A 22,921-nucleotide genomic window follows, 5' to 3' on the forward strand; every position below is an offset into this window, starting at 1 on the left:
GTGACACCGCCGTCCAGCGCCGTCAAGAAGTCCGCCCGGTCAAGAAGTCCGCCCGCGACAAGAAACCTCAACGTGCCGCCGCCGGCGCCCACCGCCCGTCCGCCGAAAGCCCCAGCAGTTCAATGGCGTTGCCCCGGACAATCCGCTCCACCGTGGCCGGGTCCAGGTGCGCCATCTGCCGCTGGGCCACCTCCCGCGAGCGCGGCCAGGTGGAGTCGGAGTGCGGATAGTCCGTCTCGTACAGCACATTGGCGGCGCCGATGGCGTCCAGATTGCGCAGCCCGAAGGCATCGTCGAAGAAGCAGCCGTAAACGTGCCCGGCGAACAGCTCGGACGGCGGGCGCCGCACCTTGTCCGCCACCCCGCCCCAGCCCCGGTTCTCCGCCCAGACGGTGTCCGCCCGTTCCAGGAGGTAGGGGATCCACCCGATCTGCCCTTCGGCGTACATCACCCGCAGCCCGGGGAAGCGGTCGAAGGCTCCCGACATCAGCCAGTCGGCCAGCGAGAAGCAGCAGTTGGCGAAGGTGATCGCGGAGCCGACCGCGGGGGGCGCGTCCTCGGAGGTGGAGGGCATCCGGGAGGAGGAGCCGATATGCATGGCCAGCACGGTGCCGGTCTCGGCACAGGCGCACAGGAAGGGGTCCCAGTGGTCGGTGTGGATCGAGGGGAGCCCCAGATGCGGCGGGATCTCGGAGAAGCAGACCGCCGGAACTCCTCGTTCCGCATTGCGTCTTACTTCCCGGGCCGCCAGTTCCGGGTCCCATAGCGGGACAATGGTCAGCGGGATCAGGCGGCCATGGGCGGTGCCGCACCACTCCTCGACCATCCAGTCGTTGTAGGCGCGTACACAGAGCAGGGCCAGTTCGCGGTCGGCGGCTTCGGTAAAGATTTGTCCGCAGAAGCGGGGAAATGTCGGGAAGCAGAGCGCGGATTCCACATGGTTGAGATCCATATCGGCCAGCCGGTCCGCGACCCGGTAGGAGCCCGGCCGCATCTGCTCATAGGTGATTCCCTCCAGCCGGACCTCCTCCCTGGAGAAACCGACGGCGGTATCCAGCCGAGTGAGCGGACGGTGCAAATCCTCATAGATCCACCAATCCGCCTGGGGACCCTCGCCGCCCGGGGCGCCCATCTCCGGTGTGAACCGGCCGCCGGTGAAGGTCATTTGCTTCACCGGCGCCCGCACCACCCGGGGCCCGGCATCGCGGAATCGTGCCGGTAAGCGGTTCCGCCAGACGTCGGGGGGCTCGACCGTGTGGTCGTCCACCGAGATTATCTTGGGGAAGCTACGCATGACGGACACCGTAGCGCTGAACTGACGGAGCGTCAGCAAGGGTGCTGGACGACCCCGTGCAGGCCCTGTGGAGAGGGCCGGACCGGTGCTGACGCACAGGCCCATAACAAGGCAGACTGACCGATGCCACCGAGCAGGAGAGCAGGGGGTCGTCACCATGGCGGGAGACACAGGGCAGCGGCTGCGGTTCACCGTGCTCGGGCCCGTCCGCGCCTGGCGCGGCGATGAACCGCTGAACACCGGCTCCCCCCAGCAGCGCGCCCTGCTGGCCGCCCTGCTGCTGCGCGGCGGACGCACCGCCACCGCACCGGAACTGGTGGACGCCCTCTGGGGCGAGGAACCGCCGCATGCCGCCCTGGCCGCCCTGCGCACCTATGCCTCCCGGCTCCGCAAGGCACTGGGCCCGGACGCGGACGCCCTGGTCAGCGAGGCGGGCGGCTATGCGATCCGGGTGGGCGTGGACTGCCTGGACACCGACATGGTGGAACGGCTGGCCGCCGAGGCGGACAAGGCCCGCGCCGCCGGCCAGCGCCACCAGGCCCGCGACCTGATGAACCAGGCCCTGGCCATCTGGGACGGCGAACCGCTGGCCGGGGTCACCGGCCCATTCGCCGACACCCAGCGCGCCCGGCTGGAGGAGTGGCGGCTGACCCTGCTGGAGACCCGCCTCGACCTGGACCTGGAGGTCGGCAGCCATGCCGAGGCGGTCTCCGAACTGACCGCCCTGACCGCCGCCCACCCGCTGCGCGAGCGGCTGCGCGAACTGCTGATGCTGGCCCTCTATCGGGGCGGCCGGCAGGCCGAGGCGCTGGCCGTCTACACCGACACCCGGCGGCTGCTCGCCGACGAACTCGGCGTGGACCCCTGCCCCGAGCTCTCCGAGCTCCAGCAGCGGATCCTGCGCGGGGACGCCGACCTCAACGCGCACCCCGCCGGGGAGCGCCCGTCCGCCGGACCGTCCTTCGTCCGGCCCGCCCAGCTGCCGGCCACCGTCTCCGACTTCACCGGGCGCAGCGCCTTTGTGGACGAGCTCAGCCACCAACTGGCCACCGCCGAGGGCCGGATCATGGCCGTCTCCGCGGTGGCCGGCATCGGCGGCGTCGGCAAGACCACCCTCGCGGTACATGTCGCCCACGCCGCCCGCGAGCACTTCCCGGACGGCCAGCTGTATGTGGACCTCCAGGGCACCGGCCCGGTGGTCGCCGAGCCGGAGGCGGTGCTGGGCGCCTTTCTGCGCGCCCTGGGCGTCGCCGACTCGGCCATCCCCGAGGGCCTGGAGGAACGCGCCGCGCTCTACCGCTCCACCCTGGACGGCCGCCGGGTGCTCACCCTGCTGGACAACGCCCGCGACGCCGCCCAGGTACGTCCGCTGCTGCCCGGCAACGAGGGCTGTGCCGCCCTGGTCACCAGCCGCACCAGGATGGTGGACCTGGCCGGGGCGCACCTGGTGGACCTGGATGTGATGAGCCCCGACGAGGCGCTGGCCTTCTTCACCCGCATCGTGGGCGACGAGCGGGTGGGCGCGGAGCGGGACGCCGCGATGGATGTGGTGGCCGCCTGCGGCTTCCTGCCGCTGGCCATCCGCATCGCCGCCTCCCGGCTGGCCGCCCGCCGCACCTGGACCGTCTCGGTGCTGGCCCGCAAACTCGGCGACGAGCGGCGCCGCCTGGACGAACTCCGGGCCGGCGACCTCGCGGTCAAGGCCTCCTTCGAGCTCGGCTACGGCCAGCTGGAACCGGCCCAGGCCCGCGCCTTCCGGCTGCTCGGCCTGCCCGACGGGCCGGACATATCGCTGGCCGCGGCGGCGGCGGTGCTCGACCTGGACCTGGAGGACACCGAGGAACTCCTGGAGTCCCTGGTGGACACCTCCCTCCTGGAATCCGCCGCCCCCGGCCGCTACCGCTACCACGACCTGCTGCGGCTGTACGCCCGCGCTTGCGCGGAGCGGGATGAGCGGTCGGTGGAGCGGGAGGCTGCGATGTCGCGGCTGCTGGACTTCTACCTGGCCACGGCGGCCGGTGTCTACGTCCTGGAACGCCCTGGCGAGCAGCTCCTCAAACACCTGACCCCGACCTCCCACCCCGGCCTGGCCTTCACCGACCGCGCCAAGGCGGCGGACTGGCTTTACGCGGAGGCGGGGTGCCTGCTGACCTGTGCGGCCCAGCACGCCCTGGGCCCGGCCGACGCGGTGCGGCGCGCCGTTGACCTCCTGTTCGCGGCCAAAGATCTCACCGAGTCGGGCGCGTACTCGCGGCTGTACGCCCAAGCCGCCGCGCCTTTGCTGGCAGCCACCCAAACTCTGGGCGACATACGGGCCGAGGGCCGGGCGCGGACCGTCCTGGCCCATGTGCACAACCTGTCGGGCCGCTTCGCCCAGGCCAATGAAGAGGCCGTGCGGGCTGTAGAACTCGGCCGGCGATGCGACGACGCCATTCCCTGCTGCTACGCCATGAACATCCGTGGCATCGTGGCCGGTTACCAGAGCCTCGGCGAAGACGCCGAAACCTACTTCGAACTCGCGCTGGCCGCCTTCCGGGCCGATGGCAACCGCCCCGGCGAGGCGAGCGCACTCAGCAACCTCTCGCGCATACACCGCGACACCGGCCGTACCCATTCCGCGGTTGATCTCGCGGAACAGAGCATCGCCACATACCGTGCGACCAACGCCGCTTGGCGACTGGCCAACGCACTGTACGCCTATGGCATTGCGCTGGCCGGCGCCGAGCGGCCGCAGGAAGCACTCCGGCAGCTCAGCGAGGCACTACAGATTTTCCGCGACAACCGTCAGCAGATGTGGGAGGGTTGGACGCTCTTCAGGATGGCCGAGGTGCACCAGACCACCGGTCATCACGCGCTGGGTGCGGCACATGCCGAGCAGGCACTGGCGCGGTTGCGCGGTATCGCGGGTGAGTGGCGCCGAGGCAATATCCTTACTGTGCTCGGCCACTGTCTCCACGCGCTGGGGCAGATCGGACGCGCCCGCGCCTGCTGGACAGAGGCACTGACCGCCTTCGAGCAACTGGCCCGGGAGAAGGAAGCGGCAGAGGTCCGCGAACTGCTGGCGATGGCTGCCGTCTAGCCCGGCACGGCCATGCAGCTCCCTTAACGAGGTCGTTCATCGAACGTTTATCGGCACCCGCCATTCTGTAGTACATCGATCCGTCGCGTCGGGGGGCAGGCGGGTCGCGGTGAGGCCTCACCTTAGGGTAAGCAGCCCTGATACAACCCGTCCGGCGGTCCTCGGGGGAGTCGCCGGGCGGGTTGCGTAATCCCCGCCGTACCGATCGGCTCGCATAAGCACGGAGTTGAAAACCATGAGCGACGAGAACAAGCTCAAGCCGAATCTGCCCAAGCCCAATGACGACCACATGGGCGGCACCACCGGCCTCGCGGCCACGCCGCTCCAACCGACGGCCGAAACCAACGCGCCGGCCGTCGTGCAGGACGACCACATGGGTTCCGAGCCCGTCTGACCGGGCCGACACTGACGCCGGACGGGGGAACTCCCTCTGTCAGGCCAGAACGGAGAAGTCCCGGGGGGCACGGGGGAACGGGGGCGTCTCCAACAGCAACACGGTGGGGCCGACATCGGCGACACGGAGGGGGAGCCGTCGATGCCGGCCCCACAGTCATGCGATGCGGATGGAACCGACCAACTGCCGTACGCCTCACCTGTTTTAACGCACCCGCTTACACCCCCGAGCATGAGGAGTGGACATGATCCGCATCACCACCGGCGCCCAGAGGACCGTGGCAGCACTGGCGATTGCCGTAAGCGTCGGCGTCCTGGGAACGGTCTCGGCATTCGCCGACGACCACATGACAGGACAGACGCTCTCCAACCAGGTAGAGCCGCAGGACGACCATCTCTCGGGCACCGTTGACGGGTTCGCCATTGACCTGCTCGGCAACCGGCTCTGAACCAAGCCGCTTGACACGACTCCCCGGCGAACCGGCCGGGGAGTCACGGGATGGCCGGCCGTCAGGCCCCGGGCTCTCGCTTCATCGCCCCCAACCGCGCACTCACCAGCTCCGCCTCCGCCCGGCAAACCTGCGCGCGATCTCTCTGTCCCATCATGGTCAGCGCATCGCTCAAGGCCACCAGGACATCCCGGTGCCGGAATGGTTCATTCAGCTCTCGCGAAATCGATAGCGCGCGTTCCGCATGACTAACCGCATCCGATGGGCGCCGGGAACCGATATACGCCAGGGCAAGCCGCCAGTGCGTCCACCCTTCCCAACGGCGTTGCCGGAAGGCGCGAAAGATCTCCAGCGCTTCGCTCAAGTCCCTTATGGACTCCTCGAAGCGCTCGGACCCGGTCAGTACCAGACCTCGTGTGTACAGAGCATTGGCCCGCCGCCAGGCCGCCGTGCCACTCTTGAGGTAGAGGGCCACAGCCTGGTCCACCAGATCCAGCGCGAGGTCATGGCGGCCGGATTCCGTGGCCGCACGCGCCAGATTGCTCAAGGCGCTTGCCTCACCGGGTAAATTGCCGTCCGCCCGAAAGGCGCCCAGCGCGGAGCGACAGCACTCTTCGGCCTTGGCCCAGTCCTTTTCACACGTCGCGATGATCCCGCGCACATTCGGCGCGTTGGAATTCACCACGGGATCGGCCGTCATCTTGCCAAGCTGTATGGCATGGTGCGCATACTCATCCGCACGGCCGGTATCGCCGAACAGACTCCAGGTGTAGGCCAGTTGAGTGCGCAGTCGGCCCTCTGCCCAGACGTCATGGGCTGCCTGGGCCACCGCGAGCGCCACCTCGCCCACCTCGCTGTAGAGCTGATGACTCTTCCCGGACTCGGAGAGGTCCTTCGCCACATAGAAGAGGTCAACCGCCTTCCGCAACCGAGCCCCCACCGCCTGCTGCCGGACGCAGGCCAGCAGACAGGCCGCCTCGGTGAACAGCCAGTCCACCGCGGACCGGTTGTCGGCGAAGGAAAGACCCCGCACCGATGTCGGCTCCAGATGCTTCACCAGCGTGTCCCCGGGCCGTTCGGCCGCGTAAACGCCTGCCGCCGTGGCCAGATAGAAGTCCAGCAACCGGGACAACGCATCCTCCCGCCCCCGGATGTCCTCCTCCCCTTCCGCCCGCGCCCGCGCATACAGCCGCACCAGGTCGTGGAAGCGGTAACGGCCGGGAGCGGCCGACTCCAGGAGGGAGATGTCCACCAGAGACTCCAGCAGATCCTCGGCCGCGTCCACGGGCAGATCCAGCAGCGCGGCCGCCGCCGGCAGTGAGATGTCGGGCCCCTCGGGCAGGCCCAGCAGCCGGAAGGCCCGGGACTGGGCGGGCTCCAGATGGGCGTGGCTCAGGTCGAAGGACGCCTCAACGGCCAGGCTTCCGGCGTGCAGTTCGGCCAGGCGGCGGCGCTCGTCCGCCAGCCGGTGCGCCAGGAAGGCAATGCTCCAGGCGGGCCGGGAGACCAGCCGGGAGGCGGCGATGCGCAGGGCCAGCGGAAGGTAGCCGCAGGCGGCGGCGACCTCCAGCGCGGCCGCCGGCTCCGCCCCGGCCCGCCGCTCGCCGACGATGCCGGTGAACAGTTGCAGCGCCTCCGCGGGACTCATCACCGCCAGATCCACCAGCTGGGCGTTCTCCAGGTCGATCAGCCTTGTCCGGCTGGTGATCAGAGCCGCGCAACCGCGCGTACCGGGCAGCAGCGGACGGACCTGGGCGGCATCCCGCGCATTGTCCAGCAGCACCAGCACCCGGCGCTCGGAGAGCAACGAACGGTAGAGCGCGGACCGTTCCTCGGTACTCTCCGGAATCATGGAATCCGCCACACCCAGGGCGCGCAGAAACGAGCCCAGTACCGCGTGCGGTGACAGATCACCCGGCCCCGCCCCCCGCAGATCGACATACAACTGCCCATCGGGGAACCGCTCCCGGGCCTCCTGTGCGGACTGGACGGCCAGCGTGGTCTTGCCGACTCCACCGGTGCCGGAAATGGCGGAAACCATGGTGCCGCCGTCGTCCGCACCGGCCAGCCCGGCGCGCAGCAACGCCAGTGCCGCCTCGCGTCCGGTGAAATGCGCGGCGGCCGCGGGAAGTTGGGCCGGACGCACCCAGGACCGGTCGGCGGCAGCCTCGGAATCTCCCATTCCGGCCAGTTCGGAATCCGCCTGGAGAATACGCTGGTGCATCTCGGTCAATTGGGGGCCGGGATCCACTCCCAGTTCCTCGGCGAACAGCCGCCGTGCGTCGGCGAACGCCGCCAGCGCCTCCGCCTGCCGGCCGCTTCGGTAGAGGGCGAGCATCAGCAGCACCCGGAACCGCTCACGCAGCGGATGGGCGGCGATCAACACGGTGAGTTCGGCGATGGCTTCGATATGGCGCCCCAAAGCCAGGTCAAGGTCGAGCCGGGTCTCCAGCAGACTCAGCCGTTGTTCCGCCAGCCGCACCCGCTGGGCCTCGGCGAACGGTCCGGGAACGCCCGCCAGGGGCTCGCCGTACCACAAGGACAGCGCCTCGCCGATCAGTTGACGGGCACGGGCCCGGTCGCCCGCGTGGCACAGCCGCTCTGCCTGTGCCGCCAGGCCCTCGGCCCGGTCCAGGTCGAGCCGGTCAGCGCCGTCCTCCGCCGGCCGTATCGCATAGCCGCCGCACTCGCTGAGCAGCAGCAGCTCACTGCCCAGCGCCTTGCGCAGCCGGGAGGCATAAGTGCGCAGGGCGGCCAGCGCAGCCCGGGGCGGGCGGGTGCCCCAGAGATCGTCGGTCAACTCGGCCGTGGTGGCGACGCGTCCGCCGCGCAGCAGCAGGGCGGCCAGCAGGGCGCGCTGCTGGGGCGAGCCCAGGGAAATCCGCTCATCGCCCCGCCAGGCACGCACCGGGCCGAGCACGGTGAATCTCAGGGCTTCCATCGCGGATTCGTCCTTCGGGGCCGGTCCGGACGCGGTGGACCGGTAATTGACCGGTAAAGCACCGGAGGACGGTAAAGCACCGGGGGAAGCGAGGGCCTTCGCATGCAGGGTCCTGGCCCGTTCCCACAGCACCGCCCGGCCCCGGGAATCCCGCACCAGATCGGCCACCAGCCGGCGCAGCAAATGCAGCGGAACCGTCTTCGCCCCGGACCGGTAGTCGCTCCAGCTGGTCTTGCTCATCTGATACCGCTCGGCCAGCTCTCTGACCGTGAAGTCACGGGTCAGTTCACATAACAACGAGGCCAGTTCATTGGCCTCGGCGGTCTGCCCTTTCGCCCTGCCCTGAGGACGCCCTGGCCTGCCCACCCTCGACTCCCCCACCTCATTGCCGCGGACAACGGTTTATTGTCCGCCACTTCCTCCGTTGTCACCTGCGATTTGGCAATTCCGCGTTGCCGGACAACCACCCGGGGTCACAGGGTGGACAGGCCACCGCAGGCACACCATCCGGAAAGGAGGGCGTCGAACCGGACTTCTGAACCGACCTTGCATGTCACCTTGGAACACCGGCCGGAGCGACTCAAAGCACTTCCCCTGCCCGCTCCGGCCGGCCCGGCAGCCAACATGACCGTGGAGTCCCCTTGACCGGCAAGCCGATCCGCCTGATCGAGTCCGAAGAAGCCGTCCACCGGCTGTCCGTGGTGGACTCCCCCGCCTGGTATCCCGGGCTGACCTCGACCAGCGTGGTGATCCTCCAGCCCGGTGAGGAGCTGGACGAGCACTCGCTCGCCTCCGAGGAGGAACTGCTCTATGTGATCAGCGGCGAGCTGACCGTGGAGTCCGCCGCCGGCCGGCACACCGCCCGCGCCCACCAGGGGCTGCTGGTACCGACGAACACCCGCCACCGGGCCCGCAACAACGGCCCCGCGCCCTCGCTGGTCATCCTCCACCAACTGACCGGCGCCGCCCCTTGAGCGGCACGGGGCACTCATACACTGCGGCTCCGCCGCGTGGCCGGCGGCCCGCTGCCATCCGCGGCCGGAGACACGCCCCCGCCCGGCGGCGCTACTCCGCGGCCACCTCCCGCAGTACCCCCTTGCGCACCTTCCCCGCCGCGTTCCGCGGCAGCGCGGCCACAAACCGGATCTCCCTCGGCACCTTGTAGTTGGCCATCTCCCGCCGCGACCAGGCGATCAGCTGCTCCTCGGTCAGGCCGGCCCCCTCGGCGGAGCGGACCACAAAGGCCCGGCCCACCTCGCCCAGCCGGGCGTCCGGCACCCCCACCACCGCTGCCTCGGCGACGCCGGGGTGGCCGCACAACAGGCGCTCTATTTCGGCCGGATAGGCGTTGAAGCCCCCCACCACCAGCATGTCCTTGATGCGGTCGGTGACCGTGAGGTTGCCGTGAACGTCCAGCACCCCGACATCACCGGTGTGCAACCACCCCTCGTCGTCCAGGACTTCGGCCGTGGCGGCCGGGTCTTCGAAGTAGCCGGACATCACCTGGTAGCCGCGTACCAGGATCTCCCCGGGCTCGCCCGGCGGCAGCCAGCGGCCGTCCGCGTCCACCACCGTCACCTCGGTGTCCTCAAGGGCCCGCCCCGAGGTGGTGGCCGCCACCTCCGGTGGGTCGTCCCGGCGGCACATGGTGATCACCCCCGTGGCCTCGCTCATCCCATAGGCGGTCAGCACCTCGGGGACGCCGAGTTCGCCCCGCAGCCGGTCGATCAGGGTGCGCGGCACCGCGGCGGCACCGGTCACCACCAGCCGGAGGGAGGACAGGTCATGGCCGGGCCGGGCGGGATGGTCCAGCAGCGACTGGAAGAGCGTGGGCGGGCCGGGAAGCACCGAGATCCGCTCCGCCGTGATGTGCGCCAGCACCGTGGCCGCGTCGAAGACCGGCTGGGGCACCATGGTGGCGCCGCGCATCAGACAGGCCAGAATCCCGGCCTTGTAACCGAAGGTGTGGAAGAACGGGTTGACGATCAGATAGCGGTCTCCTTCCCGCAGTCCGGCCAGCTCGCTCCAGGCCCCGAAGGCCCTGAGCGTCTGGGCATGGCTGACCACGGCGCCCTTGGGCTCTCCGGTGGTACCGGAGGTGAAGAGGATGTCGGAGGGATCGGACGGCCTGATGCTCCCGGCCCGTTCCCGGACGGCGGCGGGCGGTATCCCGGCCCCGTCCGCCAGGAACTCCTTCCAGGTACGGAAGCCCTCGGGCGCGGCCTCCTCGCCGAGCACCACCACCCGGCGCAGCCGGGGCAGCAGCCGCAGGTCCTCCCCCGCGGCCCGGCGGAGCGCGGCCACATAGGAGGTGCCCAGAAAGGTGCCGGTGACGAACAGCGTCCTGGCCCCGGTGCGGGCCAGCACCTGGACCGCCTCCGCCCCCTTGAAGCGGGTGTTCAGCGGGACCAGCACCGCTCCGGCGGTGACGGCGCCCAGCGCGGCCGTGATCCAGTCCAGGGTATTCGGGGCCCAGACGGCCACCCGGTCGCCGGGGCGTACACCATCGGCCAGGCAGGCCGCGGCGGCATCTGCCACCCGGGCGCCCAGCCCGGCGAAGGACAGCCTGGTGCGCCCCTCCACCACGGCCTCGCGCTCCGCATGGCGCTCGGCGGACGCCCGTACCAGCTGGGATATCGAACCGAATTCCAGGTCCGCACGCATCGCCCGGCCTCCCTCCGGCCAGCCGGCCGCAGCCATAGCTGACGCTTCGTCAGGTTAGCGATAGCCTTCAGCGCTGTCAGCACCGTCGGCCACGTCAGCCCGGAGGTGACCATGGCCGCAGCGCTCAAGGACGCCACGGCGATCGTCGGCATCGGACAGACCCCCTTCGCCCGGCAACTGCCGGATTCCGAGAAGACCTTGGCGTGCCGCGCGGTACTCGCGGCACTGGATGACGCGGGCATCGCCCCGTCCGAGGTGGACGCCCTCGCCTCGTACACCATGGAGGAGACCGATGAGGTCGAGCTCGCCAAGGCGATCGGGGCGGGCGATATCACCCACTTCTCCCGGGTGGGCTTCGGCGGCGGCGGCTCCTGCGCCACCCTCGCCCACCTCGCCATGGCGATTACCACCGGTCAGGCACGGGTGGGCGTCGCCTGGCGGTCACGCAAACGCGGCTCGGGCCCCCGGCCCTGGCGTGGCAGCGTTCAGCTGCCCACCCCGGCGCAGTGGACCCGCCCCTATGGACTGCTGCGGCCGGTGGATGAGATCGCCATGCTGGCCCGCCGCTATCTGCACCGGTACGGCGGCACCCGGGAGCACCTGTGCAATGTCGCCCTGGCCTGCCGCCGGCACGCCAACCGTAATCCGGCGGCGGTGATGTACCACCGGCCGCTGACCCGGGAGGCGTATCTGGCGGCGCGCTGGATCAGTGAACCGCTCTGCCTCTATGACAACTGCCTGGAGACCGACGGGGCGTTGGCCTGTGTGCTGGTCTCCGCGGAACGCGCCCGGGACTGCCGGCACACCCCCGTCCACCTCCACTCCGCCGCCCAGGCGCTGCCCGCCCAGCACCATGGCATGGTCAACTACTGGAACGACGACCCGCTCACCGGCCCCTCCTGGACCGCCGCCCGACAGCTGTGGAAAACCGCGGACTTCGGCCCGGCGGACGTCGATGTGGCCCAGATCTATGACGCCTTCACCCCGCTGATCCCGCTCTCCCTGGAGGGCTATGGCTTCTGCGCCCGGGGTGAGGGAGCCGCCTTCACCGAGGACCGCGCCCTGGAACTGGGCGGCCGGCTGCCGGTCAACACCAGCGGCGGCGGGCTGAGCGAGGCCTACGTCCATGGCTTCAACCTGATCAACGAGGGCGTCCGGCAGCTGCGCGGCACCTCCACCGCACAGGTGCCGGGAGCCCGGACCTGTCTGGTGACGGCGGGCGAGGGAGTCCCCACCTCCGCCGTGCTGCTGAGGAGTTGATGTCTCATGCCGTCCATCATGAGGGGCACCACTGACAATGGGCTGCTGCCACCGGTCACCGACCAGGACGGCGCCCCGTTCTGGGACTACGCGGCCCGTGGCGAGCTGCGCATACAGACCTGCGCCGGCTGCCGGACCCCGCGCTTCCCGCCGCGTCCCTGCTGCCCGTACTGCCAGAGCTTCGCCCACCGCTGGCAGAAGGTGTCCGGCCGTGGGCACATCTGGTCGTTTGTGATCGCACACCCTCCGCTGCTCGAGGGATACGCCCAACTGGCGCCCTACAACGTGGCCTTGATCGAGCTCCTTGACGCCCCCGGGATCCGGCTGGTGGGCAATGTGCTGGCCGCGCCGGACGCCCCGCCCGGCTCCCTGGACCCGGCCCGGCTGGCCATCGGTGCGGCGGTCCGGGTGACCTTCACCCGGGTCTCCGCCCGACTCGCCCTGCCGCAGTGGCTGCTGGGGACCTCATGAGCGTACGGACCACCGTTACCGGCGCCGTGGCCCTGGTGACCCTCGACCGGCCGGAGCGCCACAACGCCATCGACCTGGCCACCGCCGCCGAACTCGGCGCCCTCTGGCGCCGGTTGCGCCAGGACGACTCGGTACGGGTGATTGTCCTGACCGGCGCGGGCGAGCAGGCATTCTGCACCGGAATTGACCGCTCCGCCGAGGTGCCCCAGCCCTCCGGGCCCTGTGCGCTGGACGATCCGCTGCTGACCGTGGGGCCCAAAGCCGCCGACCTGTGGAAGCCGGTGATCGCGGCGGTCAATGGGATGGCCTGCGGCGGGGCCTTCTATCTGCTGGGCGAGGCCGAGTTCGTCATCGCGGCGGAGAACGCCGTCTTCTTCGACCCGCACACCTCCTATGGCATGGTCAGCGCCTATGAGGCCATGGAACTGGTCCAGCTGCTGCCCTGGGGCGAGGCCGCCCGCACCGCCCTGCTGGGCACGGCGGAACGTATCTCCGCCCAACGCGCCTACCAGCTGGGCCTGGTGACCGAGCTGGCCGCCACCCCCGCCGGGGCGCGCCAGGCAGCGCTGCGCACCGCCGCCGACCTGGCCCGCCACCCGCCCGGCGCGGTCCAGGGCACCGTACGGGCGCTCTGGGCGGCCCGGGAGACGGCCAGGGCGCACGCCAGGGCGCTGGCCCCGCAGTTGATCCGGCTGGGCAGCGCGCCGCCCGAAGAGCAGGCGGCGCTGTTCGCCGCCCGCCGCCGGGAGCACCGGCTGCGGTGAGGGTCAGCGGCGGCTCTGTCCGGTGCCCTTGGCCGCGTCCAGGGCGTAGACACAGCGGTCCTTGCTGCAGGCATAGACCACGCCGCCGGTGACCACCGGCGAGCCGGTGATCTCCCCGCCGGTGGCCAGCTTCCAGCGCAGCTGACCGCCCATGGCGTCGAGGGTGTAGAGGCAGTGGTCGGCGGAGCCGAAGTGCACCCGGCCGTCGGCGACCACCGGGGAGCCCACCACATCGCCGCCCGCGGCGAACCGCCAGCGGGGCGTACCGCTGACCGCGTCCAGGGTGTAGAGCGCCCCGCCACTGCCCAGATGCACCAACTGCCCGTTGACCAGCACCGGTTCGGTGGACTGGCGTCCCTCGGTGGCGATCCGCCAGCGCTCCCGCCCGGAGGCGGTGTCCAGCGCGTACACCGTGCCCAGATAGTCGGCGGCATAGACGCCACCGCCGGACACCGCCGCGCCGGGGGCGTACGCGGGCGGGCAGAGGAAGACGGCGGGCGCCTCGAACCGCCAGCGCACATCGCCCCGGGCGGCGTCGATGGCCAGCACCCTGGTCCCGGCGGTCACATAGACCACACCGTCGGGGGCGGCCAGCAGCCGCACCGGCACCCCACCGCAGGCCGCGGTGTCGCCCACCGGGTAGGACCAGCGCTCGGCACCGGTGCGGGCCTCCAGGGCGCGCAGCCGGGCGTCGGCCCAGACATAGACGGTGTCCTCGTGCACCACCGGACCGCAGTCGGGGGTCTCGAAGTCGGTCTGCAGACCGCCGCGTTCCCACAGCAGCTCGCCGGTGGCCGCCTCCCAGGCCTGGGCGCCGCCGCCACGGGTGCCGGTGACCACGGTGCCCCGGTCGGCCTTGAGCGAGTACACCCAGCCGTCGGTGGCCAGCCGCCAGCGTTCCCCGCCGTCGGCGGCGTCCAGCGCATAGAGCGTGGGGCCGTCGGAGGCGTGTATCCGGCCGTCCGCCACCGCCATCGCCCAGGCCACATCGCGGGTCTTGAACTGCCGTCGTCCGCTGGCCACATCGAGGGCGTGCACCTCGAAGGAGGTGACATACAGCAGCTCACCGGAGACGGTGGGGGTGCCCCAGACATCATTGGACATCCGGAACCGCCAGGGCCGCCAACGGCCCGGATCGGCCGTGAGGTTGGCCGGTTCGGCGGGCGGCGCGGTGGTGCCGCCGGCGGGCGGCCGTACCCAGCCGGTGCCCGGCGGCGCCTGCGGCTCACGGGTATCGGCGACCCGGGGGCCGGGGCCGATGGCGACCCGGGAGCCGGGCAGCCGTACCGGACCGTCCTCGGTGAGGGAGGGGGCGCCCGCGTGCCGCCCCTGGGCGGGGGCGACGACCTGGGGGCTGCTCAGCCCGCCGCGCGGGTCGGCCACCGCGCCGCGCCCGGTGCGGGCGGCGGCGCCCTGGCCCCAGCCGGTGCCCGGCCGCGGCGGCGGCGAGGCGGGTACCGGCTCGGCGGCCGGGGGCCGGGCGGGCGGCGGCACGGTGGCGCGGCCGGTGCCACGGGAGGCGGCGGCCGCCGGACGGTGCCCGGCCCGGCGCTGTTCGATCATGGAGACGGCGTTGTCCGGCAGCCAGGCGGAGGCGGTGCCGCTGTCGTCGCCGGAGGAGAACAGGTGCGGCGCCAGCTGGGACTGGAGGTCGGCCGGGGTGGGCCGGTGCTCGGCCGCCATCTGCATACAGGAGTCGATCAGCGGCCGCAGCTCGTCGGGCAGACCGCTGAGGTCCGGCCCCTCGCGCAGCAGCATAAAGACCGTCTCCACCGGGTTGACGCCGTGGTAGGGCGCATGGCCGGTGGCCGCGAAGACCAGGGTGGAGCCCAGCGAGAAGACATCGCTGGCGCCGGTGACGCTGCGGGAGTCGCGGGCCTGCTCGGGGGACATATAGGCGGGGGTGCCCACGGCGACATTGGTCATGGTCAGCCGGGTGTTGGACACCCCGGAGGCGATACCGAAGTCGATCACCCGCGGGCCGTCCTCCACCACCAGCACATTGGAGGGCTTCAGATCGCGGTGCACCAGGCCGGCGCCATGGATGGACTGCAACGCCTCCGCCACTCCGGCGGCCAGCCAGCGCACCGCCTGGGCGGGCAGCGGGCCGCACTCGTTGACGATCTCCTCCAGCGAGGGGGCGGGCACATAGGCGGTGGCCAGCCAGGGCACGGCCGCCCGGGGATCGGCGTCCACCACGGCGGCGGTGTAGAAGCCGCTGACCGCGCGGGCCGCTTCCACCTCACGGGTGAACCGCACTCGGAACAACTGGTCCTCGGCCAGCTCCGTGCGCACCGTCTTGATCGCCACCCGCCGGCCGGACGCCGAGCGGGCGAGATAGACCAGCCCCATGCCGCCGGCGCCGAGCCGGCCGAGCACCTCAAAGGGGCCGATCCGTCTCGGGTCGTGCTGCGTAAGCTGCTCCAACTGGCCTGCCACCTCCCCGTGGGGGCTTGAAGGGTTCCAGCCCCGTGCAGCGTCCCTCCACGAATTGTCCCGGGATACGCTCCCCCGATTCTCCCTGGCGGAGGCCGTGGTTGCGAACTCGGGTCACGCTTGGCGTGTCCCCGCCACAAACGGAAGCCGGGCCACCGCTAACCGGTCTGGTCGCCGCCGTCGCGCGGCCGGGCCCGGGAGGGGTCGATGATGGCGAAGTCCGCCCCCTGGTCGTCCGTCAGCACCGCGAAGCGGCCGTGCGGGGTGTCCTCGGGCTGGCGCCGTACCCGGCCGTGCAGCTGGAGCGCGGTGTAGGCGGCGGCGTCACAGTCGTCCACCACGAAATACAGCAGATAGTGCGCGGGCATCTCGGCGGGGAACCGCTCGTCCATCACCGCCCGGCCGCCGATGGCGTGGTCATGGGTGGCGGGTTCGCCGGCCGGCGTCCAGGCCGCGTAGTCCATGCCCGCGGTCCGGCTGAGGTCCATGCTCCGGAAGCCGAAGACCTGTGAGTAGAAGGCGTCCACCGCGCCGGGTTCCCGGGTGTAGACCTCGGTCCAGCCGAAGGAGCCCACCTCGCCGCGCTTGCCGAAGCCCCGGTGGCTGCCGGCCTGCCAGACGCCGAACACGGCGCCGGACGGGTCCGCGGCCAGCAGCATGGTGCCGTACTCGCCGAGCGCCGTCGGGGCGGTGATCACCTGCCCGCCCGCCGCCCGGATCCGCCCGGCGGTGGCCACCGCGTCGGGGGAGGCGAAGTAGACGCACCAGGCGGTGGGCATCCTGCCGTCCGGCTTCGGGGACAGCGCGGCCACCTCGGCCCCCTGATGGAAGGCGTGGGTGTACTGCCCGAAGCGGTCGTCACCCTCCTGGAAGGTCCAGCCGAAGAGTTCACCGTAGAAGCGCTTGCCCGCATTCAGATCGGGCAGTGTGACGTCCGCCCAGCACGGTCCGGCCCCCTGATTTCCGCCCGTGGCAGCGCTCATGGCGACCGCCTCCTTCCGACGCCCTCAGCAGCCACGGTATAGGCGGTCGGGCGATCCCGCCCGGGCTGCGGACAACCGGGGTACGGGGGGTGCGGCGGGCCCTGGGCCACGGCCCGCCGGTGCGACGATTCACCGGTACGGGCCAATGTCCGCACACTCCCTTTTCGACTCCCCGAAACCCCTCTGAGCTGCACTAACACCCCTTTTCCCACCCCCGCCCCCATTTGCATGCGGCCGAATCGCGCTCCGATCACCCCTCGGTAAGCTGACGGCATGACAGGACAAGTACGCACCGTCGACGGCCGGGTGGCCGGCCGGCGAGGTCAGGCGACGCGGCAGAAGCTGCTCGACTGCCTCGGCGAAATGCTCAGCTCGTCGCCGTACCGCGACGTCAAGGTCATCGATGTGGCCCGTAAGGCCGGCACCTCGCCCGCCACCTTCTACCAGTACTTCCCGGACGTCGAGGGCGCGGTCCTGGAGATCGCCGAGGAGATGGCCAAGGAAGGCGCCGGGCTCACCGAGCTGGTGGCCGGGCGGAGTTGGGTCGGCAAGGCCGGCTGGCAGGCGGCCGAGGAACTGGTGGACGGCTTCCTCGACTTCTGGCGGCGCAATGACGCCATCCTGCGCGTGGTGGACCTGGGAGCCGCCGAGGGCGACAAGCGGTTCTACAAGATCCGCATGAAGATCCTCAACGCGGTCACCAACTCCCTTACCGATTCGGTCAAGGAGCTCCAGGCCAAGCGCAAGGTGGACCAGGACGTCAATCCCGCCGCGGTGGCGGGCTCGCTGGTCGCCATGCTGGCGGCGGTCGCCTCGCACCAGAAGGGCTTCCAGAGCTGGGGCGTCAAGCAGGCCGAACTCAAGCCCAATCTGGCCCTGCTGGTGCATCTGGGCATCACCGGCAAGAAGCCGACCAGGTAACGGTGCGGCGCGCGTCCTGTCATCGCAAGGGCGGGCCACCGGGCCCGCCACAGCGCGCACCCTTAGCTGAACTCTCCAGCCGGAACAGCCGGATCTCCCGTTCCACCCGCGCCTGGTAACGGGCGTACGGCGGCCAGAAGGCCACCACCCGTCGCCATACCGCCTCCCGTTCCGCACCGCGCAACAGGCGTGCGGTCACCGGGACTTGTCTGCCCCGCCTGCTGATCTCCGCCCTTGGCCGAGCCAGCAGATTGGCCGTCCAGGCCGGATGCGCGGGGCGGCCGAAGTTGCTGCCGATCACGATCCATCCGCACTCGGCGCCATCCGCGTCCCGCTCCGGCAGACAGGCCAGCGGCGTCCTCCTGGGCAGCCCGCTCCTTGCTCCGGTGCTGGTGAGGACCAGACTCGGCAGCAGCCGGGCGCTGAGCATCGCCCGGCCACCGGTCAGCCGGTGCACCGCGGAGTCCAGAGCCGGAACGAAATACGGCCCCACCCGGGCGAACGCCCTGCTGGACGAGACTCGTTGGACGATGCGTTCGACGACGCCCCTCACAACACCACCGCCTCCTGGTACCGGCCCGCCTCGAACAGCCCCACGGCCTCGGCCGCCCGGGCCCGCAGCCGGTGCACCGGACCGAACAGCAAGGCATCGGAGGCCGCCCGCTTGAAGTACAACTGCACGTCGTGTTCCCAGGTCACCCCGAGGCCGCCGTGCAACTGCACGGCCTCCCCGGCGACCAGGGACTGGGCGTGCAGCGCCTGGGCCAGTGCCAGCGCCGCGGCCGGTGAGGGGTGAACGGCCCCGGACTCCGGGGTGACCGCCCAGGCCGCGTAGTACGCCGCCGAACGCGCGGCCCGCACCGCCACATAGAGCTCGGCCAGCCGGTGCTTGACCGCCTGGAAGGAACCTATGGGACGGCCGAACTGCTCGCGGACCTTCACATGTTCCAGGGTCAGCTCCAGGGCCCGGCCGGCGGCGCCGGTGGCCTCGGCGGCCAGCACGGCGGCGAAGGAGCCGCCCAGCCGGGCCAAGTCGGGGCGGGGGTCGGCCGGTTGGCGGCCGAGCGGCTCGGCCGGTGTGTCCCGGAACTCCAGCCTGGCCTGGGGCCGGGTCTCATCCAGGGCGGTCAGCCGGATGCGCCGGACGCTGGGGTGTGCTGCTGCGACGAAGAGGGCGGGGTGCCCGTGGACATAGCCCCCGGTGTGCGCCGCCACCAGCAACAGGTCGGCGCCATGGCCGTCCAGCACCTGGGCGGCGTCCCCGAACAACCGCCAGCCACTGGCGGTTTGCCGGGCTTGCACCCCGCCTGTACGGCCACCACCGGACCAGTCGTCGGACCAGTCACCGGCGGGTCGGGAGGCGGCGGGACGGGCTGTTTCGGGCCCGTCGGCGGACCGGGCCGCGCCGGGTCGGGCAGCGTCGGGGCCGATCGCGTCGGCGGGCCGGGCCGCGCCGGGTCGGGCAGCATCGGGCCCGATCGCATCGGCGGGGCGGGCCGCGCCGGGGCCGTCACCGGGGGGCCGAGTGGCGTCATTCGCACCGGTGAGCGCGAGGGCCGTGGGCAGGGGAGCCCGGGGTACCACGAGGGTGGCGGTCAGCCGGCCGGAGGCAAGCGCCGGAAGCAGTTCGGCGCGCTGCCCGGACGTGCCAAGTGCGGCGATCAGCGGGGCGGCCAGCGCCGAGGTGGCCAGCAGGGGCGAGGGCAGCAGGAACCGTCCGGTCTCCTCGGCGGCCAGGGCGAGTTCGGCCCAGCCGCAACCCACTCCCCCATAGCGTTTGGGCACCGCCAGTCCTGGCAGTCCCAGCCCCGCAAGCTCCCGCCAAAGCTCAAGGTCCCATCCGGCGGGGGTGGCGACCGCCGCCCGCACCTCGCCGGAGCCACAGCGCTTGAGCAGCAATTCACGCAGCGTACGGCGTATCTCCCGCTGCTCCGCGCTCAGTTCGACGTCCATAGGGCGACCTCCATCGCTCCCGAGGAGCCGGATACTAGGCAGCCGGGCCATAACTTCCCAGCCTTGAACTGATGTACCGTCAGTTTTTATGAGCCCGGGCACCCGAAAGGTCGCCATACTCGGCGCGGCCCTGTCCGACTGCGGCCGGCTGGACACCGCATCGCCCTACGCCCTGCACGCCCAGGCGGCCCGGCGCGCACTCGCCGACTGCGGCCTGGACCGGTCATTGATCGACGGCTTCGCCTCCGCCGGGCTGGGCACCCTGGCCCCGGCCGAGGTGGCCGGATATCTGGGGCTGCGCCCCGCCTGGGTGGACTCCACCTCGGTCGGCGGCGCCACCTGGGAGGTGATGGCGGCACACGCCGCCGACGCCATCGCCGCCGGCCACGCCGAGGCCGTACTGCTGGTCTATGGCTCCACGGCCCGCGCCGACCTGCGCGCCGGGCGCCGTACCGCCAATCTCTCCTTCGGCGCCCATGGCCCCTTGCAGTTCGAAGTCCCCTACGGGCACACACTGATCGCCAAATACGCCATGGCCGCCCGGCGCCATATGCACCAATACGGCACCACCATCGAACAATTGGCGAACATTGCCGTACAGGCCCGGTCCAACGCCGCGCACAATCCCTATGCGCTGCACCGCTCCCCGATCACCATCGATGATGTCCTGGCCGGTCCACCGGTGGCCGAACCCTTCACCAGACTGCACTGCTGCATCCGCTCCGACGGCGGCTGCGCGGTGCTGCTCGCGGCCGAGGAGTACGCGGCGGACGCGGCCAGGCCACCGGTCTGGGTACTGGGCACCGGCACCGCAGTGTCCCATGCCGCACTCTCGGAGTGGCCCGACTTCACCGTCTCCCCGGCGGCCGTCTCCGGCACGCTCGCCTTCCGCCGCGCGGGCCTCACCCCCGAGGACATCCAAGTCGCCCAGATCTATGACGCGTTCACCTATATGACCCTGGTGACCCTGGAAGACCTCGGCTTCTGCCCCAAGGGCGAGGGCGGACCCTTCACGGCGGACGACCGGCTGACCATCGGCGGAGCCCTGCCCGTCAACACCGACGGAGGCGGCCTCTCCGCCTGCCACCCCGGTATGCGCGGGCTGTTCCTCCTGGTGGAGGCGGTACGCCAGCTACGCGGCGAGGCGGAGCCGGCCCGCCAGGTCCGCCTCCCCGACGGCAGCCCACCCCGGCTGGCGCTCGCCTCCGGCACGGGCGGCTGGTTCTGCTCCTCCGGCACGGTCATCCTGGGCCGGGACTGAGAGCCCGGGCGCGGCCCGGGATACCTTCGCGCGCCTCGGACCCCGGCCCGGCGGCGGCACCCCCCCGGCCTCCCGGAGCCCTCCCGGCCGCCTTGGTTGGATGGCCCGCATGACCACCACGCCTCAGCCGGACGAGCAGACCCAGCACACCTTCCGCCGACTTCTGCGCACCCTGCGGGTCTGGGACACCGAGCTGCCCGCCTTCGACCCCGGCACCGCCCCGCCCACCCCGCTGCCGCTGTTCCAGCAGTGGCTCACCGAGGCGGCCGCGGCAGGCAGCCCGGAACCGCACACCATGGCCCTGGCCACCGCCGACGCCGAGGGGCGCCCTTCCGTGCGGACGGTGATGCTGCACGACGCCGACCAGCGCGGCTGGCACTTCGCCACCCACCGCACCAGCCGCAAGGGCCGGGAACTCCAGGCGCGCCCCCAGGCCGCCCTGGGCTTCTACTGGCCCGCGGTGGGCCGCCAGGTCCGGGTGGAGGGCCGGGTGACCCAGGCCGGCCCCGCCGAGAGCCGGGCCGACCTGGCCAAACGCTCGACCGGCGCCCTGGCCGCCGCCCTGGTCGGCCACCAGAGCGAGGAGCTCTCGTCCCTGGCGGAACTGGAGCGCGCCTCGAGGGACGCCTGGGAACGGGCCGCCCGGGAACCCCAGACCCCGGTGGACAGCTGGCAGCTGTACACCCTGGACGCCGAGGAGGTGGAGTTCTTCCAGGGTGACGCCGGACGCCGGCACATCCGCCTGCGCTACCGGCGCTCCCAGGACGGCGCCTGGACCACCGGGCTGCTCTGGCCCTGATCCCCGGGCGCCGGATCCGTAGCCAGCCGGGCGTGCAGGTGCGCGTCCCACATCCGGCCGTCGCTGCCCGGCATCTCCCCGCGCATGGTGCCCTCCGCCAGGTACCCGCAGCGACCGGCCACCCGGCAGGACGCCTGGTTGGGCAGCACATGGCTCAGCTCGATCCGGTGCAGCCCCAGCGCCGGACCGAACCCCCACCGGGTGACCGCCTCCACGGCACCGGAGGCCCGGCCCCGTCCCCGGTACTCCGGCAACACCCAGTAGGAGATCCGGGCACTGCGGTTGATCCAGCCGAAGTTGGCCAGCCGGACATCACCGACCACGACCTCCCGCCCCGCCTCGGTGACCACCACCGCGAAGGAGGCGACCCGGCCCTCCCGCCACCCCGCCATGCTCCGCAGCAGGTAGTCCCGGGCCCCCTCCTCGGTGGGCGGCGGAATGGTCACCGCGTTCCAGCGCCGGAAGTCCGGGTCGGATATGCCCCGGAGCACCACCGCCAGGTCCGCCTCCTCCCAGGGGCGCAGCCGGAGATCGCCGTGTGCCGGCCGAAGCGGTCCGTCCCATGCCGTGGGTTGTGTCATAACCCCATTCAACAGGGCGCCGGCCACATCAACAGGACGGCATCCACAGGGCATCCACACGGCATTCCGCCGCGGCATCAACCCCGCACCACCGCGCCATCAACGCGGCCGGAAGCACGGCACGATGGGCATCCCGGCCGCGTCCCCCGGGCCGTCGCTCCCAGGGACCGGCGCGAGCGGGGCGGGGCGGCCGTCCGGGCCTCCGGAGGCGTCCGGCAGTGCCCGGAACACCACCTCCAGCGGCATCCCCATGCGCAGGGCGTCCGGCTCGCAGTCCACCAACTCGGTGGCCAGCCGCGGCCCCTCGGCCAGATCCGCCATGGCGGCCACATAGGGCAGCCGGCCCCGGAACGGCGGCAGATCGTTCATATGCACCACGGACCAGGTGTAGAGCACCGCATGGCCACTCGCCTCCTCCCAGATGACATCCTCGCTCCAGCAGTGCGGGCAGAACTCCCGCGGATAGTGGTGCGCCCTGCCGCAACCAGCCGCCCGGCAGCGCCGGATCAGCAGCCGGCCCCCGGCGGCCGCCTCCCAATAGGGCCGGGTGAACTCGTCGATCTCCGGCACATCGAACCGTCCGGTGGACGGGGAGAGCCCCAAGGCGCGCCTCCCTTCTCCCACTTCGCCGCCGCGCGGCTTATCCGCTTCTCCTTGCTTTCTCCGGTACGA

General features: G+C 71.6%; 19 protein-coding genes. 10 read left to right on the plus strand and 9 right to left on the minus strand.

Going from position 1 to position 22,921, the window contains the following annotated elements:
* Positions 1–67: 67 nt before the first annotated feature.
* Entirely contained in the window at positions 68–1,294 is a 1,227-nt protein-coding gene (locus CV755_RS20470; RefSeq protein WP_109281641.1) for an amidohydrolase family protein, read from the minus strand.
* Positions 1,295–1,451: 157 nt separating this feature from the next.
* Between CV755_RS20470 and afsR the strand changes: the two genes are divergently transcribed.
* The 3 genes from afsR (at position 1,452) to CV755_RS20480 (ending at position 5,215) form a co-directional block, all read left to right on the plus strand.
* Positions 1,452–4,373, plus strand: a complete 2,922-nt coding sequence (afsR, locus tag CV755_RS20475; protein ID WP_109281642.1) for an SARP-family global regulator AfsR — start codon at positions 1,452–1,454, stop codon at positions 4,371–4,373.
* A 235-nt stretch (positions 4,374–4,608) separates the two neighbouring features.
* A complete protein-coding gene (locus CV755_RS34725; protein WP_161968723.1) occupies positions 4,609–4,767 on the plus strand; it encodes a hypothetical protein in 159 nt (52 codons plus the stop codon).
* 244 nt (positions 4,768–5,011) lie between these two features.
* Positions 5,012–5,215 (plus strand): hypothetical protein, encoded by a 204-nt coding sequence (locus CV755_RS20480; protein WP_109281643.1) that lies wholly within the window; start codon positions 5,012–5,014, stop codon positions 5,213–5,215.
* A gap of 61 nt (positions 5,216–5,276) precedes the next feature.
* Here CV755_RS20480 and CV755_RS20485 read toward each other — a convergent pair whose 3' ends face one another.
* Positions 5,277–8,156 carry an AfsR/SARP family transcriptional regulator gene (locus tag CV755_RS20485; RefSeq protein ID WP_109282000.1) on the minus strand — a complete coding sequence of 960 codons (2,880 nt, stop codon included), beginning with the start codon at positions 8,154–8,156 and terminating at the stop codon, positions 5,277–5,279.
* 641 nt (positions 8,157–8,797) lie between these two features.
* Between CV755_RS20485 and CV755_RS20490 the strand changes: the two genes are divergently transcribed.
* Positions 8,798–9,130: a cupin domain-containing protein gene (locus tag CV755_RS20490; RefSeq protein WP_109281644.1), complete on the plus strand. Its 333-nt coding sequence runs from the start codon at positions 8,798–8,800 to the stop codon at positions 9,128–9,130.
* A gap of 91 nt (positions 9,131–9,221) precedes the next feature.
* Here the strand turns inward: CV755_RS20490 and CV755_RS20495 are convergent, their stop codons facing one another.
* The gene (locus CV755_RS20495; protein ID WP_109281645.1) at positions 9,222–10,820 is read right to left on the minus strand and encodes a FadD3 family acyl-CoA ligase; all 1,599 of its coding nucleotides are present in this window, start codon (positions 10,818–10,820) and stop codon (positions 9,222–9,224) included.
* Between the two features lie 111 nt (positions 10,821–10,931).
* On the opposite strand from CV755_RS20495, the gene CV755_RS20500 reads away from it, so the two are divergent.
* From CV755_RS20500 to CV755_RS20510, 3 genes are read left to right on the plus strand one after another with little or no spacing between them, the layout of a single operon-like run.
* Positions 10,932–12,080 (plus strand): lipid-transfer protein, encoded by a 1,149-nt coding sequence (locus CV755_RS20500; RefSeq protein ID WP_109281646.1) that lies wholly within the window; start codon positions 10,932–10,934, stop codon positions 12,078–12,080.
* 18 nt (positions 12,081–12,098) lie between these two features.
* On the plus strand, positions 12,099–12,551 hold the full coding sequence (locus CV755_RS20505) for a Zn-ribbon domain-containing OB-fold protein (protein WP_241561309.1): 453 nt from the start codon (positions 12,099–12,101) through the stop codon (positions 12,549–12,551).
* Positions 12,548–13,315, plus strand: coding sequence for an enoyl-CoA hydratase/isomerase family protein (locus CV755_RS20510; protein WP_109281648.1), 768 nt, complete (start codon positions 12,548–12,550; stop codon positions 13,313–13,315). Before CV755_RS20505 ends, CV755_RS20510 begins: the two co-directional genes overlap by 4 nt.
* 3 nt (positions 13,316–13,318) lie before the next feature.
* Here the strand turns inward: CV755_RS20510 and afsK are convergent, their stop codons facing one another.
* Together afsK and kbpA are read right to left on the minus strand one after the other, a co-directional pair.
* Positions 13,319–15,742, minus strand: coding sequence for a protein serine/threonine kinase AfsK (gene afsK, locus CV755_RS20515; RefSeq protein ID WP_241561310.1), 2,424 nt, complete (start codon positions 15,740–15,742; stop codon positions 13,319–13,321).
* Positions 15,743–15,909: 167 nt separating this feature from the next.
* Positions 15,910–16,734 (minus strand): AfsK-binding protein KbpA, encoded by an 825-nt coding sequence (gene kbpA / locus CV755_RS20520; RefSeq protein ID WP_109281650.1) that lies wholly within the window; start codon positions 16,732–16,734, stop codon positions 15,910–15,912.
* A 273-nt stretch (positions 16,735–17,007) separates the two neighbouring features.
* On the opposite strand from kbpA, the gene CV755_RS20525 reads away from it, so the two are divergent.
* Positions 17,008–17,655, plus strand: coding sequence for a TetR family transcriptional regulator (locus CV755_RS20525; RefSeq protein WP_109281651.1), 648 nt, complete (start codon positions 17,008–17,010; stop codon positions 17,653–17,655).
* 19 nt (positions 17,656–17,674) lie between these two features.
* Here CV755_RS20525 and CV755_RS20530 read toward each other — a convergent pair whose 3' ends face one another.
* Positions 17,675–18,208, minus strand: coding sequence for a nitroreductase family deazaflavin-dependent oxidoreductase (locus CV755_RS20530; protein WP_109281652.1), 534 nt, complete (start codon positions 18,206–18,208; stop codon positions 17,675–17,677).
* Positions 18,205–19,608, minus strand: coding sequence for an acyl-CoA dehydrogenase family protein (locus CV755_RS20535; RefSeq protein WP_109281653.1), 1,404 nt, complete (start codon positions 19,606–19,608; stop codon positions 18,205–18,207). Before CV755_RS20535 ends, CV755_RS20530 begins: the two co-directional genes overlap by 4 nt.
* An 88-nt stretch (positions 19,609–19,696) precedes the next feature.
* Here CV755_RS20535 and CV755_RS20540 point away from each other — a divergent pair, with 88 nt between their 5' ends.
* Together CV755_RS20540 and CV755_RS20545 are read left to right on the plus strand one after the other, a co-directional pair.
* Positions 19,697–20,869 carry a thiolase C-terminal domain-containing protein gene (locus CV755_RS20540; RefSeq protein WP_109281654.1) on the plus strand — a complete coding sequence of 391 codons (1,173 nt, stop codon included), beginning with the start codon at positions 19,697–19,699 and terminating at the stop codon, positions 20,867–20,869.
* A 109-nt stretch (positions 20,870–20,978) separates the two neighbouring features.
* On the plus strand, positions 20,979–21,668 hold the full coding sequence (locus CV755_RS20545; protein WP_109281655.1) for a pyridoxine/pyridoxamine 5'-phosphate oxidase: 690 nt from the start codon (positions 20,979–20,981) through the stop codon (positions 21,666–21,668).
* Here the strand turns inward: CV755_RS20545 and CV755_RS20550 are convergent.
* Both CV755_RS20550 and CV755_RS20555 read right to left on the minus strand, forming a co-directional pair.
* Positions 21,617–22,249 (minus strand): GNAT family N-acetyltransferase, encoded by a 633-nt coding sequence (locus CV755_RS20550; RefSeq protein ID WP_109281656.1) that lies wholly within the window; start codon positions 22,247–22,249, stop codon positions 21,617–21,619. The two genes, CV755_RS20545 and CV755_RS20550, sit on opposite strands and share 52 nt — an antisense overlap.
* A gap of 99 nt (positions 22,250–22,348) precedes the next feature.
* On the minus strand, positions 22,349–22,852 hold the full coding sequence (locus CV755_RS20555) for a Zn-ribbon domain-containing OB-fold protein (protein WP_109281657.1): 504 nt from the start codon (positions 22,850–22,852) through the stop codon (positions 22,349–22,351).
* Positions 22,853–22,921 lie beyond the last annotated feature (69 nt).

Source organism: Streptomyces orinoci (assembly GCF_003121295.1).
GTDB lineage: Bacteria > Actinomycetota > Actinomycetes > Streptomycetales > Streptomycetaceae > Streptomyces > Streptomyces orinoci.

Excerpts from the sequence above, each read along its gene's own strand:
- kbpA (WP_109281650.1), bottom strand. The coding sequence starts at position 16,734 with ATGAGCGCTGCCACGGGCGGAAATCAGGGGGCCGGACCGTGCTGGGCG.
- CV755_RS20505 (WP_241561309.1), top strand. The coding sequence starts at position 12,099 with ATGAGGGGCACCACTGACAATGGGCTGCTGCCACCGGTCACCGACCAG.
- CV755_RS20495 (WP_109281645.1), bottom strand. The coding sequence starts at position 10,820 with ATGCGTGCGGACCTGGAATTCGGTTCGATATCCCAGCTGGTACGGGCG.
- CV755_RS20500 (WP_109281646.1), top strand. The coding sequence starts at position 10,932 with ATGGCCGCAGCGCTCAAGGACGCCACGGCGATCGTCGGCATCGGACAG.
- CV755_RS20470 (WP_109281641.1), bottom strand. The coding sequence starts at position 1,294 with ATGCGTAGCTTCCCCAAGATAATCTCGGTGGACGACCACACGGTCGAG.
- CV755_RS20525 (WP_109281651.1), top strand. The coding sequence starts at position 17,008 with ATGACAGGACAAGTACGCACCGTCGACGGCCGGGTGGCCGGCCGGCGA.
- CV755_RS20550 (WP_109281656.1), bottom strand. The coding sequence starts at position 22,249 with ATGACACAACCCACGGCATGGGACGGACCGCTTCGGCCGGCACACGGC.
- CV755_RS20545 (WP_109281655.1), top strand. The coding sequence starts at position 20,979 with ATGACCACCACGCCTCAGCCGGACGAGCAGACCCAGCACACCTTCCGC.
- CV755_RS20540 (WP_109281654.1), top strand. The coding sequence starts at position 19,697 with ATGAGCCCGGGCACCCGAAAGGTCGCCATACTCGGCGCGGCCCTGTCC.
- CV755_RS34725 (WP_161968723.1), top strand. The coding sequence starts at position 4,609 with ATGAGCGACGAGAACAAGCTCAAGCCGAATCTGCCCAAGCCCAATGAC.
- CV755_RS20535 (WP_109281653.1), bottom strand. The coding sequence starts at position 19,608 with ATGGACGTCGAACTGAGCGCGGAGCAGCGGGAGATACGCCGTACGCTG.
- afsR (WP_109281642.1), top strand. The coding sequence starts at position 1,452 with ATGGCGGGAGACACAGGGCAGCGGCTGCGGTTCACCGTGCTCGGGCCC.
- CV755_RS20485 (WP_109282000.1), bottom strand. The coding sequence starts at position 8,156 with ATGGAAGCCCTGAGATTCACCGTGCTCGGCCCGGTGCGTGCCTGGCGG.
- CV755_RS20510 (WP_109281648.1), top strand. The coding sequence starts at position 12,548 with ATGAGCGTACGGACCACCGTTACCGGCGCCGTGGCCCTGGTGACCCTC.
- CV755_RS20480 (WP_109281643.1), top strand. The coding sequence starts at position 5,012 with ATGATCCGCATCACCACCGGCGCCCAGAGGACCGTGGCAGCACTGGCG.